Raw genomic sequence first — 14639 nt, forward strand, 5'->3', positions numbered from 1 at the left:
GCTTTCGAAAATTTGCAGTGAAGTTCGAAGTAGGAAATCGCTTCTCCGATCACGACGGTTTCGTCGTGCAACCTTAGATAATTTCTAGGTCCCAATTCCTTCTCGCAGCACCGTCGTATGTTAGGAAGCGACGGGGACGTGCTTGCAAGTGGAATTGGGGCGCAGGAATGACGCGTGAACTCTCGGCCAGGAAAATCGTGCGTACACTATCGTTGGGCGCGGTGAGTTATCTCGCACTGTCGATGGAATCTTCGGGTGACCTTCAGCATGCGGTTGCGCAATCCAATCTGCCGCCCGTGACCGTGGATGCCTCCAAGCCGAGAGCTCGTCAGCCGGTCCAGAGATCACAGTCGACGCGCGCCTCGCGTGGACAGCGATCCGTCGCCGCGGCGCCTCCGCGCCAGGCTGCACCCGTTCCCTATGTGGTGCCCTCGACCGGAACGGTCGGCACGGTGCCGCCCGCCTACGCAGGCGGCCAGGTTGCAACCGGCGGGAGTCTCGGTCTGCTCGGCAATCGCGGCGTGATGAACACGCCGTTCAACCAGACGAGCTATACGGCGGAGCTGATCAAGAATCAGCAGGCGCGCACCGTCGGCGATGTGCTGTTCAACGATCCCTCGGTCCGGGTGAAGACGCCTGCCGGCAATGGCATCGATGGTGTCTACATCAGGGGCTTCTACCACGACAGTGGCGACTACGCCATGAATGGCCTCTATGGAATGGCGCCGTTCTATTCCACGTCAGCGAATTTCCTTGAGCGCGTCGAGGTTCTGAAGGGACCGGGCGTGCTTCTCGGCGGCATGCCGCCTGCAGGTGCCAATGGTGGTAGCATTAACTTGGTGACTAAGCGCGCACCTGACTTCGACATCACGCAACTCACTGCACTTTACATATCAAGGTCTCAGTTCGGACTGCAAACCGATGTGAGCCGTCGATACGGCGAACATAAAGAATGGGGCGTCCGGTTCAATGGTGAGGCGCGGGGCGGCTCGACTGCGTATGATCGGCAGACCGATCAGTTCGGCAACGCCGTGCTCAATCTGGACTACCGGGGTGAACGCGTGCGCTTTTCAACGGATATCGGTTATCAGGCTGATGATCTGAAGCCGCCGCTGCGGTTCCTGACGTTTACCACCAGTCCTCCGTTCGCGACCACCATCCCAGTTCCCGCCCTTCCGAAGCCCGGCGCCAATTACATGCCGGAATGGGCGACATGGAAACCGAAAGACGCGTTTGCCATGACGCGCGGTGAAGTCGATTTAACGGAGTCGGTGACGGCGTACGGTGCGGCTGGATATCACAAGAGCGAGATCGACTACGTCTATCCATCGCCGCGCATCACGAACGCGAACGGCAACTGGACGGCCGTTCCATTCAGCGGGCGCGATGTTTATGACAATTATACAGGTGAGGTCGGGCTGCGAGCCTCGGTGGATACCGGCCCCATCAATCATCTCTTGACTGTGAACTACTCGGCTTTCGAGCGAGATTACAGTTCGTTCGGCAGGGCAGGCGCTGCGATCAATTCAAACTTGTACAATCCGGTTCCGATCCCTTATCCCAACTTCGCTACCGTCGCCCAGAATCTGGAGACGCGAACCAAGCTTACCAGTGTCGGTATCGCTGATACGATGTCGATGTTCAACAACAGGCTTCAGTTTGTTGTCGGGGCGAGGCGGCAGACAGCGGGCGTAGACAGCGTGAACCTGCTGACCTCTGCCAAATCGAGTGTCGACGTTCCGACCTGGAGTCCCGGCTATGCGGTCATCGTCAAGCCGGTGGAGAACATCTCCCTTTACGCAAACTACATCGAAGGCCTTAAGGCGCCCGAAGTCGTTGTCGGCGCCACGTCGTATTCGAACGTTGGCGAGATCATTCCTCCTGCTCAGACCAAGCAGAAGGAAGTCGGCATGAAGGTCGATATGGGCCGGATCGGCTTTACTGCCAGCGCATTTGACATCACCAGTCCGAACATTATTTCGGTCGCAGTGCCGGGGCAAACCCTACCTGCGAGGCGACTTTCCGGCGAGCAGCGCAATCGGGGCTTCGAACTGTTCACCTTCGGGGAGGTGACCCCGACGTTCCGGGTGCTGGGTGGTGTGACCTTCATTGACGGCGAGGTCGTCAGGCAGGCGGTCTCCGTCGGATCGATCATCGTCAACTACAATGGCAAGGTTCCCGTCGGCGTGTCGGCGGTTAACTTGAACCTCGGCGCCGAGTGGGACACCCCGTTCCTGCCGGGACTGACTATGACCGGCCGGGTCATCTACACTAGCGAGAGCTACGCCAACGATGCGAATACGCAGGAGCTTCCTGCGTGGACGCGAGTCGACCTTGGCGCACGCTACACATTCGTGTCGCCTTGGAACGGTAAGCCGATTGTTGTTCGCGCCAGCGTGGAGAACGTGTTCAACGAGGCGTACTGGAATTCCTATCGCACGGTGAGTAGCGCGGTATCACTCGGCGCGCCGCGCACCTACCTCCTGTCGACGACGTTCAATTTCTGAACGCTGGTCCTTGGTACTCCCGATGCGCACCGCCGTGGATCTGGTCCGCGGCGGTTTTTCGTTGGTCCATAATCAGCAAGCTGCACTTGTCGCGATTGATGACAGTGTCATGAAACACCACCGCGATAAAATCGCACCATCACGCCACATCGGAAAAGTTCCTCCTTGCGCAGTTAGAATTGCAGCAATCTTCGTCGCGTCCTGAAATCCCAATAGTTTTCCGCGTATTGGCGCGCAAGCGCGGAGGTTGCATTGTGTCCGCCCGTCGCCAATTTTGAGGTCTTACAAAAAGTCGCGTCGATATTGCTTTGACCCTCGTCGGCTTCTCACCTAGTCAAACGTCTCTGCTTTCGCTTTCCGAAAAGGGGATCGCGCCATGATGGTGTTCGACAGAGACGACGTCACCTTCACCGTCGTCGTCAATCACGAAGAGCAATACTCCATCTGGCCGACGTTCAAGGAGATTCCGGCCGGCTGGAAGGCGGTGGGCAAGTCCGGCAGCAAGAAGGAATGTCTCGACCATATCGAGCAGGTGTGGACCGACATGCGCCCGCTCAGCTTGCGCAAGTTCATGGACGGCGCGTCGCCTCAGCAGACGACGTAGTCAGCGAAGTCCGGTCGTCCGATGCGGCTTCTTTGTCTGCCCTATTCCGGCGGAACTGCCATGTTCTATGCGCGGTGGCGCAGGCTGCTGTCGTCGTGGATCGACGTTCGGCCGGTGGAATGGCCCGGCCGCGGTGCGCGCATGGACGAGCCGCTGGCGACCGATCCGCGCGTGCTGGCGGCACAGCTGGCTGGTGAACTCGCCGCGCAGCTCGACGGGCCCTACGCACTATTCGGGCACAGCCTCGGTGCCGTGATCGCGTTCGAGCTCGCACATGGCCTGCTCGATCGCGGGGCGCCTGCGCCGGCCATTCTCTTCGCCTCGGGTGCGGAAGCGCCGGCGGTGCGGGACGGCAGCAAGTGGCGCCATCCCCTGAGCGACCAGGCGCTGATGCAGGAGCTGCGTGATCTTCAGGGCACACCCGACGAGGCGCTGTCGAATGCCGAGTTGATGCGATCCGCGCTGCCGGTACTGCGCGCAGATTTTCTGATGTGCGGAGCCTATGCCTACCGGCCGCGGCGTCCATTGCCGTGCCCCGTACACGTTTTTGGCGGAGCGGACGACGAGACCAGCCGCGAAGCACTCGAGGCTTGGCGGCTGGAGACCTCGGCGGCATTCACGCTCGATATTCTGCCCGGGCATCACTTCTTCATTCACACACAGCAGGCCGAACTGATCGACCGGATCGGCTGGGCGCTGGCCCGGCAATCGGGGCGATCGACCGGTTTGCATCGGAGCGAGGATCATGAGCGCGTTCTCCGTCCAGCCACTCATTGAGGGCAAGGCTCTTCCCATGCTGCTTAGGGCAGGTGAGGCCGGGCAGCCGCTCGGCGAATCCCTTCCCATGCTGCGTGCAACGATCGACCGGTACCTCACCGACAGCGGCGGCATCGTGTTTCGCGATTTCGCGCTCGATGGTCCCGATGCGTTTCGAGCCTTCGCGGCCGATTTCGGCCACCCGCTGCTGACCTACGAGTTCGGGTCGACGCCGCGTTCGCAGGTGACCTCAGGCGTCTACACGTCCACGGAGTATCCGCCGCACCAGCATATCCCGCTGCACAACGAGCAGGCCTATACCCGCGATTGGCCGATGAAGATCTGGTTCTACTGCATGCAGCCAGCGCTGGAAGGCGGCGAGACGCCGATCGCCGACAGCCGCGCCATCTATCGCGACATGCCGCCGGCCATTCGCGAGCGGTTCGCCGAGAAGGGCGTGATGTATGTGCGGAACTACGGCAACGGGCTCGACGTCGATTGGCAGCAGGTGTTCGGCACCGACTCCAGATCGGAGGTGGAAGCTTACTGCGCTCGCCACGACATCGAATGCGAGTGGAAGGAAGATGGCGAACTCCGTACGCGCCAGGTCTGTCAGGGCACGGCGCAGCACCCGGTCACGAAGGAGTGGGTCTGGTTCAACCAGGCGCATCTGTTCCATGTCTCCAATCTCGAGCCGGAGGTGCGCGAGAGTCTGCTCGACGTGGTCGAGGACGAAGCCGATCTACCGCGCAACGTCTTCTATGGCGACGGTTCGACGATCGAGGACGAAACATTGTCAACGGTCCGGACCGTTCTGGAGAGGCACAAGATCAGCTTTCCCTGGCAGGCTGGGGACGTCGTGATGCTCGACAACATGCTCACCGCGCACGCGCGGGCCCCGTTCAGGGGTCCGCGCAAGGTGATCGTCGCCATGGCGGAAGCTCATCGGCAGGGGTGATCGGCAAGGGTGATCAGCGGCACGTCTCATTCGGGCGGCGGGGATTTCCGGCGCGCGGCCGGACAGGAATTTGAGAACATGGACAGATCCGACCTCGTCGAACGCTTGCGAGAGCATGCCGCCTTGCGACCGGAGAAGGTGGCGTTGCGATTCCTGGAGGGCGACGACGTTGCCGATGAGCTGACGTTTGCCGCGCTGGACGCTCGGATCAGGGCGCTTGCGGCATGGTTTCAGCAGATGGGCGGTGCGGGCGAACGGGCGGTGATTCTGCTTCCGAGCGGGATCAACTATGCCGTCGCATTCTATGCCTGCCTGTATTCGGGCGTAGTCGCCGTGCCGGCGTATCCGCCTGAGGGCGGTCCCGAGCGCTATGCAGGACGACTGAACGGTATCCTGCGGGATGCCGCGCCTCGCTTCATCCTGGTGGAGACGGGGCTGCGCGGTCTCATCGAGGCGGCATTGCCCGAGCTCGCCGACGTGGAGATCGTTGCGGTGGACACGATTTCGCCCGATCTCGCCGCGGACTGGTGCGAGACGAGGCCTGCCACCGATGGGATCGCGTTCCTCCAATACACATCCGGCTCGACCTCGCAGCCGAAGGGCGTTTGCGTCTCCCATGGCAATCTAGCGGCCAACGAGCGTGCGATCGAAGCGGTTTGTAGTGGAACGCCGAACGATGTGTTTGTGAGCTGGCTGCCGCTCTATCACGACATGGGGCTGATCGGCGGACTTCTGAACCCGCTGTTCACGGGCTTTACCGGCGTCCTGATGTCGCCACGGAACTTCCTGGAGCGGCCACGGCGCTGGCTCGAGGCCATCGACCGTCACGGCGGCACGTTGAGCGGTGGCCCCGACTTCGCGTACTCACTCTGCACCGACCGCATCTCGGAAGAGACCATCCGTCGGCTCGACCTCAGCCGGTGGAGGTTTGCGTTCTCGGGCTCGGAGTTCGTCCGCCGCACCACCTTCGAGAAATTTGGCGACCGGTTTGCGCGGGCCGGGTTCGATCGACGGGCGTTGACGGCTTGCTATGGACTTGCGGAGGCGACGCTGCTGGTCACGGCCAGCGACATCACCGCCGAGACCGTCAGCTACACGCTCGACACCGCGGAACTCGCCGCCGGCCGCATCGCGAGCGCCAGCGAAGGCACGGACCTCGTGGCATGTGGTCGAACTGCTGCTGGTCACGCCGTGCGCATCATGCGCGTCGACGAATCGGCGGTGGCCGAGGCGAATGAGGTGGGCGAGATCTGGGTCACTGGTCCCAGTGTCGCGCTCGGCTACTGGAACAATGTCGAGGCCACGCATCAAGCCTTCGTCGAGCGAGATGGTGCGCGTTGGCTGCGGACCGGCGACATCGGCTTCCTTCGCGACGGCGCACTCGTGGTGGCCGGTCGTCTCAAGGACCTGCTGATCGTTCGCGGGCAGAACGTCTATCCGACGGATGTTGAGCAGGCGGTCGAAGCCGAGGTCGAATCCGTCCGCAGCGGACGGGTTGCCGCCTTTCCCATCGAGGTCGAGGGGCGTGAAGCCATCGGAGTGGCGGCGGAGTTCAGCCGCGCCGTGCTCAAGCGTAGCAATCCGGAAGCGCTCGCACATGCGATCGGCGAAGCCGTGCTCCGGCAGGCGCAGGAATATCCGGCCGTGATCGTTCTGCTGAACCCGCAAGCGATGCCGCTGACGACGAGCGGCAAGCTGCAGCGGTCGGCCTGCGCAACGCGTCTCGCCGACAACACGCTCGACAGCTTCGCGGTGTTCGAGAGAGGGCGTCGCCGCGGCACTGCATCCGTGACGGTGCCGGCGAGCGATACCGAGCGTGCCGTCGCTGCGATGTGGTGCGAGGCGCTTGGCGTCGCGGCGGTGCATCGCGAGGACGATTTCTTTGTGCTGGGCGGAAACTCGATCGCGGCTGGCCAGGTTGCTGCTGCGATCCGCGACCGCCTGGACGTGGAAGTGGAGCTGCGCACCTTCTTCGACGCGCCGGCGCTTGCGGCCTTCGCTGGCCGGATCGATGCTCTGGCGGGCACGGGTGCTGGCCGGGCGCTCCCGCCGATCCCATGGGCCGTCGCGGCCGATCGCACGATGCTGTCGCACGCACAGGAGCGGCTCTGGTTCCTCTGGAACATGGATCCTGCTGGGACAGCCTATACCGTTGCGAGCACAATCGGTCTGAAGGGACGGCTCGACCGTGCAGTGCTTTCGCGTGCTTTCGGCGAGATCGTCCGTCGTCACGAGATATTGCGCACCACGTTCATCGCCAGAGACGGCCGTGGGACGCAGCTCGTCCACGATGTCATGAGCATCGGCGTTCGGCACGAGGATCTCCGCGCCTATTCTGTGCGGGAGCGCTCCGAGCGCGCGGAGACGGTCAGGCGATCCGAGCTCGGCAAGCCATTCGATCTCGTGAACGGGCCATTGTTGCGCGCCGTGCTGCTTCAATTCGCGGACGATGCCTACGAATTGCTGTTGCTGGCCCATCACATCATCGTCGATGGATGGTCGCTTGATGTGCTACTCGAAGAGCTAGCCGCTCTCTATCGAGCCGGTACCGGTCAGGACGCAGGCGTGCCGCCGGTTCCGGCAATTCAATATGCTGATTTTGCGGCCTGGCAGCGAAGCTGGCTTGCGGGCGGCGAGGGCGATCGGCAGCTCGCCTATTGGCGCGCCAAGCTCGGCGATGTTCACCCGGTGCTGGCGCTGCCGCATGATCGGCCGCGCCCGACGATCCAGAGCCATGCCGGCGATACGATCGGTCTGGCCATCGACGCCGTGCTTGCGTCCCAGCTCCGGGAGATCGCCGGCAAGCAGCGCGTCAGCGTCTTCATGCTACTGCTCGGCGCATATTACGCGCTGCTCCATCGCTACACCGGGCAGAGTGATTTGCGTGTCGGCGTGCCGGTCGCCGGGCGCCGGCATACGCAGCTCGAACGACTGATCGGATGTTTCGTCAACACGCTGGTGCTGCGGGCCGAGATGACCGCCGAAGCGAGCTTCACGAGCCTGTTGCGTCAGGTCAGGGAATTGGTGGTCGAGGCACTGGCGCACCAGGATCTTCCGTTCGAAATGCTGGTCGACAGCCTCAAGCCCGAACGCAGCGGTGGGCAAAATCCCCTGTTCCAGGCGAAGTTCAACTACATGACGGCGCCGGGCGGTTTCTCCGGCGTGGAGGGGCTCGCTGCCGACGTCGACATTGTCGATCTCGCTGGTTCGCATTTCGATCTCGCCCTCGACGTCATCGATGGCGTCGGGATGAAGGTCACGTTCAACTACGCCACCGACCTATTCGATCGTCCGACCATTGCACGGCTGGCGGCGCAATTCGGTTCGATGCTGCGCCAGATCGCCGACAACGCCGAGCGGCGGATATCGGACTTCGTCATCGACGACGGACACCGGCAGACCGTGCCGAGTGAGGCTGCGGCGTTCGGCTTCGCCGATATGGTGAGCCTTCATCGCGCGGCGACAGTCGATCGACAGACCGCCATCGCCATTCGATGCGGCCGGGGGCAACTGACCTTTGCGGCGCTCGAGCAGCGGTCAAATCGTATCGCACACGCCCTCATCGCGAAGGGCGTGGCACGCGAGACACCGGTTGCGCTGTGGATCGAGCGCTCTCCGGCCTTTGTCGTCGCCTTGCTCGGTGTGCTGAAGGCGGGCGGCTCTTATGTCCCGCTCGATCCGAAATGGCCGTTGGAGCGCGTCCGCCGTATCCTGACCGACGGCGGCATCGACATCATGCTTGCGGCAGGCGACAAATTGACGGATGCGCGCGAGCTGGGCTGCCTGGTGCTCGACGCGGAGGCGGAAGCGGCGCGCGCCGAGGTATCGAGCCTGCCGCTCGACACGACCATTCATCCAACGCAGACCGCTTACGTCATCTATACCTCCGGATCGACCGGCGCGCCTAAGGGCGTCAGCGTCTCGCACGGGGCCTTGGCCAATTATGTCCAGGCTCTGCTGCAACGTCTGAAGCCGCGCCCGTCGGCGAGCATGGCGATGGTTTCGACGGTGGCGGCCGACCTCGGCCACACTGTCCTGTTCGGTGCGCTCGCATCCGGCGGCACGCTGCATCTGCTGTCACCAGAGGCCGTATTCGACGCGGATGCGTTTGCACAAGCGATGCGCGAGGGCGAGGTCGACATTCTCAAGATCGTGCCGAGCCATCTGCGAGGGCTGCTTCAGGCCTCGCACTCGGCCGATCTGCTCCCCCGCGACGCGCTCGTCCTGGGCGGCGAGGCGTGCGATGGCGCGCTGCTGGACGACGTCCGGCGTTTGCGGCCGGAATGCCGGATCCTGAATCATTACGGGCCCACGGAAACGACCGTCGGTGCGGTGACGCATGAGTGCGCGGCAGGCCGCGGGGACGGTTCGGTTCCGATCGGTCTGCCTCTTGCCAATCTGCGCGTCCATGTCCTCGATGACGCCTTGAACGAGGTGCCGATCGGAGTCGTTGGCGAGCTCTATGTCGGCGGCGCTGGGCTGGCGCGGGGCTATCGCGGCGCGGCGGGCCTGACCGCGGAACGCTTCGTGCCGGATCCGTTCGGCGCCGCGGGCGGGCGCCTCTACCGAACCGGGGATCGCGTCCGCTGCGACCGCGAGGGCCGGCTGATATTCCTGGGTCGTTCTGACGACCAGATCAAGTTGCGCGGCTATCGCATCGAGCTGGGCGAGGTCGCGCGCGTCATCAAGGCGCTGCGGGGAATCGATGACGCGGTGGTCGTGTCACGCGCCATCGGTGCGAGTGAGCGCCAGGAGCTGATCGCCTATTGCGTGCCCGAGAGCGGCGCCGGTCCGCAGGCCGAGGCGATCAAGCAACAGCTGGCTGCAATCGTGCCGGATTATATGGTTCCGTCACACATCGTCATGTTGGTGCGACTGCCGCTGACGCCCAACGGAAAGATCGATCGTCGCGCCTTGCCTGAACCGGCCGAACAGGGGGCGTCGGCCGGCTATGCCGCGCCTGCGGGGGATCTTGAAGTTGCGATCGCGGCGGTCTGGTGCGAGGTGCTCGTTCGCGAGCGCGTCGGCCGGAATGACAATTTCTTCGAACTCGGCGGCGATTCGATTCTGAGCCTGCAGATCATCGCCCGCTTGCGCAAGCGCGGCATCCGGCTGACGCCGAAGCAGATCTTCAGCCAGCAGACGGTTGCCGGGCTGGCGACGGTCGCCGTTATGTCGGCGGGGACGACCAGAAAGGACAGACCGGCGGCGAGGACGTCAGTCGGCGGCGACACCGCATCTGGCATGCCCCGTCTGATGCCGATTCAGACGCGCTTCTTCGCCGAGGACATTGCCAACCGGGATCACTGGAACCAGGCGGTTCTGCTGCTGCCGCGGATGCAGGTCGACTGGGAGACGCTGCGGCGCGCGCTTGCGGCCATCCTGGACCATCACGATGCGCTGCGTTTGCGGTTCAGGCAGGTGGATGGCGCCTGGCGGGCGGAGCAGGGCCCGGCACCGGCGTCATCCGAACTGCTGTGGCGTCATGCGGGCGTCGCCGGCGCGACGGAGGTCGTGGCGCTCGCCCGCGCTGCGCAGGAAAGTCTCTCACTGTCTTCGGGACCGCTGCTGCGGGCTGTCGGCATGGACCTGGCGGACGGTAGCCAACGCTTGTTGCTTGCGATCCATCATCTCGTCGTCGATGGCGTATCCTGGCGCATCCTTCTGGAGGACCTGGCGTTGGCCTATGACCAACTCCAGCGTGGCAGTCCCGTCGCGCTGCCGCCGAAGAGCGACTCCTATGCCTCGTGGAGCGAGCGGCTGCATGCCTATGCGGTAACCGCCGAGATCGCGGGCGAATTGCCCCATTGGCTGGATTGTGGCGCCGGCGCGCGTCTGCCGTGCGATGACGACCATGGCGACGTCGATCGCGTCGGGGACGGCGGCGAGGTGTCATTGGTGTTCGATGCCGACCTGACGTCGCAACTGCTCGAACAGGCGCCGGCTGCCTATCGGACCCAGGTCAATGATCTCCTGCTCGCCGGTCTCGTCCGTGCGGTGTCGCGCTGGAGCCAGCACGACGAGATCGCCGTGGAGCTCGAAGGCCACGGCCGCGAGGATATCTTCCCGGATGCGGATGTGTCCCGCACCGTCGGCTGGTTCACGACGGCCTTTCCGGTCCGGCTGAAAGATGCAGGCGACGAGGCGTCGCTGATCAAGGCGGTCAAGGAGACGCTTCGCGCGATTCCGAATCGCGGGATCGGCTATGGCGTGCTGCGCCATCTCGGCTCCGGGCAGCAGCGCCAGGCTCTGGCGCAATTGGCAGAGCCGCAGATCGTCTTCAACTATCTAGGCCGATTCGATGCCAACGTAGGGACCAACCAGCGCTTCTCCTTCGCAGCGGAGAGTGCAGGTCCCTCGCGTAGCGCCACGGCCCCGATGCGCGGTTGGCTGAACATTACAGGCCTCGTGCGTGAAGGCCGGCTGGAATTATCTCTCGGATACGGACGCAAGCGCTACCGGCACGCGACCATCGAGCGGCTCGCCGCACATTACAAGGACGCATTGCGCGAACTGATCGCCCATTGCTGCAATGGAGCGTTCGGTCTCACGCCATCGGATGTCCCGCTGTCGGGGCTCGCTCAATCCGATCTCGATCGGTTGGCTGCGAACCTGGATCTTCGCGGCATCGAGGACATCTATCCGCTCTCGCCGATGCAGCAGGGCATGCTGTTTCATGCGCTGCGCGATGGTGCCAACGACGCCTATGTGAATCAGGTCGGGCTCGAACTGTTCGGCGTCGATGCCGGCAAGCTGAAAGCCGCGTGGCAGGTGGTCAGCGACCGGTATGCGGCCTTGCGGACCGGATTTGTCTGGCAGAATCTGTCGGGTGCTGCGCAGCAGGTGGTGCATCGTCATGTGACGGTGCCGTTCGTCGAGGAGGATTGGCGCGGGAGCGCGCCTGCGGATCTGCAAGCCGCGCTGGCGGAGATATCCCGGCGTGAGCGCGAGATGGGCTTCGACGTTTCGCAGCCGCCCCTTCAGCGTATCCGTCTGATCCGTCTCGACGACGACAGGCACTGGCTGATCTGGACCCATCATCACATCTTCGTCGATGGTTGGAGCTCGGCCCGACTGGTGGCGGAGGTGTTGCAGCAGGCGAGCGGTCGCCCGCTGCCGGCCGTGCAGGGCAGCTACCGCGACTACATCGCATGGTTGCAGGGTCGCGATCGCGAGAGCGCCGAGAGGTTCTGGCGCGAGGCTTTGGCAGGGCTCGAGGCGCCCACATTGCTCGCGAACACGCTGGCGCCCTCCAAGACATCCCCGGCCGAAGGCCATGCCAGTGTCGGGCTTGCGGTGGACGCAGCGCTGACCGAGCGGCTGAAGTCCTTTGCCAAGCATGAACGGGTGACGCTCAATACGCTCATCCAGGGTGCGTGGGCACAGCTGCTGCGGCGTCATTCGGGGCAGTCCGCGGTCTCTTTCGGCGTGACCATCTCGGGCCGTCCGGCCGAATTGCCCGGGTCCGAGGAGATGGTGGGCCTCTTCATCAACACGCTTCCCATCGTCGATGCGACCAGCCCGCAAGCTATCGTGGGCGATTGGCTGCGCCAGTTGCAGGAACAGAATTTGGCGATGCGCGAGCACGGTTGGACGCCGCTCTACGACATTCAGCGCCTCGCCGGCCGTGCCGGGCAGCCGCTGTTCGACAGTATCCTGGTGTTCGAAAACTATCCGATCGACGAGGGGGTGCTGCGAGGCGGGGAAGGTGGTCCGCGGCTGGGACGTGTGGCGCATGTGACGCCGACGAACTATGCGCTGGCGGTCGCGGTGTTCGCCGCCGGCGATCGGCTGAACATTGAATTCAACTATGACCGGAGCCGGGTCGACGAGGCGGCGATCCTGCGCCTTCGCGACATTCTCCACGCCCTGCTGGAACGGATTGCGGCGAATTCGGAATGTGCGCTCGGTGATCTCTCTGCGGCAGTCGAGCAGGACGCGCGACGAGCTCTCGAATGGAGTGGCGCAGCGCGGCTGACCTCCGCATCATCCTGCGCCGACGTCGTGATGCATATCGAAGCACAGGCCGCGCAGGCGCGGTCTGCCATTGCCATCGTCTGCGGCGACCAGCGCATCTCCTATGGCGAGTTGAACGCGCGTGCGAACGCGCTCGCACGACGCCTTCGCCTCTGGAACGTCGGTCCGGATCGGCTGGTCGGCATTGCCTTGAGCCGAAGCCCGGACATGATCATCGCGCTGCTCGCGGTTCTGAAGGCCGGAGGCGCCTATCTGCCGCTCGATCCGGATTATCCGGCCGAGCGGCTTGCCTACATGCTGCGTGACGGCGGCGCGGCGCTGGTCCTGACGCAAGGCGCGCTGCTCGAGCCGCTTGCACCGGTGCTGCGCGAAGCCGGGGTCGAGGCGCTCTGCATCGACGAGCCATCGCCGCGCGCCGGCGAGGACGGCGGGAACCTCGACATCGAAATCCATCCGGACAGCCTGGCCTATGTCATCTACACGTCCGGGTCGACCGGCGCGCCGAAAGGCGTGGCGGTTGCGCGCGGACCGCTGGCGATGCATTGCGAAGCCATCGGCCGGCTGTACCGCATGACCTCGCGTGACCGCGAGTTCCAGACGGCATCGATCAATTTCGACATCGCCCACGAGCGATGGCTGGTACCGCTGATGACGGGCGGTTCGCTCGTCCTGCCTTCGAAGCCCGGTCTCCTGATTGACGATCTCGTCAGCGAGATGACCCGCAATGCGGTGACCTCGATCTTCCTGCCGCCGGCCTATGCGGATCAATTGAGCGCGGCATTGCGGCAGGGTGGGCGCAGGCTGGCGATCAGGGCCTGTATCGTCGGCGGCGAAGCCTGGTCCGATACCGGGGTCAGGGCATTTCGAGAAGCTTTCATTATCGATCTTCTGGTCAACGCCTACGGCCCGACCGAGACGGTGATCGCGCCGACGGCGTGGATCGTCGACGCCGCCGCGTTGACACCTCACCAGCCCGCACCGATCGGACGGCCCGTTGGTGCGAGGTCGGCGCACATTCTCGATTCCGACCTCAATATCGTTCCCGCCGGCGTCACCGGCGAGCTGTTCATCGGTGGTGTTGGCCAGGCCCGCGGCTATCTGAACCGGGCTGCACTGACCGCGGAGCGGTTCGTCCCCGATCCGTTCAGCGACGATGGCACGCGCCTCTATCGCACCGGCGATCTCGCGCGCTGGCGCAACGACGGCGTGATTGAATATGTCGGCCGCGCCGACCAGCAGGTGAAGATCCGCGGCTTCCGTATCGAGCTCGGAGAGATCGAGGCGCGTCTGCTCGAGCAGCGTGGCGTGCGTGCGGCGGCCGTTGTGGCGGGCGAAGGCCGGACCGGGCGCCAATTGTTCGCCTATGCGAGTGGCGGGCCGTCGCTCGACGGCCGCGCCTTGCGCGATGCACTGTCCGCCGTTCTGCCTGACTACATGGTGCCGTCGTCGGTGACGGTGCTGGAGCAGTTGCCGCTCACCGCTAACGGTAAGATCGATCGGCGTGCACTGCCGGCGCCGGGCGAGGATGCGTTGGCGAGTCGCACCTACGAGGCACCCGAGGACGAGATCGAGCTGGCGCTGGCCGGGATCTGGGCGGAGCTGCTCGACGTCGATCAGGTCGGACGCAACGATCACTTCTTCGAGCTCGGCGGACATTCCTTGCTCGCAGTGCGGGTGCTGAGCCGGGTGTCGCAGGAGATCGGCGTGTCAATCGCGGTCTCGGATCTGTTCGCTCATCCCGATCTTGCCTCATTTGCCCGGGTCGTGTCGATCAGGCTCATCGAGCAAGAATTCGATGCCGAAGAGCTCCAGGAACTGGTGGGAACGGAGCAGTGAG

General features: G+C 64.0%; 5 protein-coding genes. All 5 read left to right on the forward strand.

The features are described from left to right. Positions 1-167: 167 nt before the first annotated feature. The 5 genes from I6F28_RS31160 to I6F28_RS31180 all read left to right on the forward strand — a co-directional run bounded on the left by I6F28_RS31160 (position 168) and on the right by I6F28_RS31180 (position 14638). Complete coding sequence (locus I6F28_RS31160; RefSeq protein WP_225142741.1) at positions 168-2507, forward strand: TonB-dependent receptor; 2340 nt, start codon at positions 168-170, stop codon at positions 2505-2507. A gap of 376 nt (positions 2508-2883) precedes the next feature. After that, positions 2884-3111, forward strand: coding sequence for an MbtH family protein (locus I6F28_RS31165; protein WP_036013449.1), 228 nt, complete (start codon positions 2884-2886; stop codon positions 3109-3111). A 21-nt stretch (positions 3112-3132) separates the two neighbouring features. Next, positions 3133-3888 carry a thioesterase II family protein gene (locus I6F28_RS31170; protein ID WP_225142743.1) on the forward strand — a complete coding sequence of 252 codons (756 nt, stop codon included), beginning with the start codon at positions 3133-3135 and terminating at the stop codon, positions 3886-3888. Continuing rightward, entirely contained in the window at positions 3857-4825 is a 969-nt protein-coding gene (locus I6F28_RS31175) for a TauD/TfdA family dioxygenase (protein ID WP_036023852.1), read from the forward strand. The genes I6F28_RS31170 and I6F28_RS31175 overlap by 32 nt, the downstream gene beginning before the upstream one ends. A 78-nt stretch (positions 4826-4903) precedes the next feature. Continuing rightward, positions 4904-14638, forward strand: coding sequence for a non-ribosomal peptide synthetase (locus tag I6F28_RS31180; RefSeq protein WP_225142744.1), 9735 nt, complete (start codon positions 4904-4906; stop codon positions 14636-14638). The last annotated feature ends 1 nt before the right edge of the window (position 14639 follow it).

Origin of the sequence: Bradyrhizobium sp. NBAIM14, assembly GCF_020193895.1 — a bacterium.
Classification (GTDB): Bacteria; Pseudomonadota; Alphaproteobacteria; order Rhizobiales; family Xanthobacteraceae; genus Bradyrhizobium; species Bradyrhizobium yuanmingense.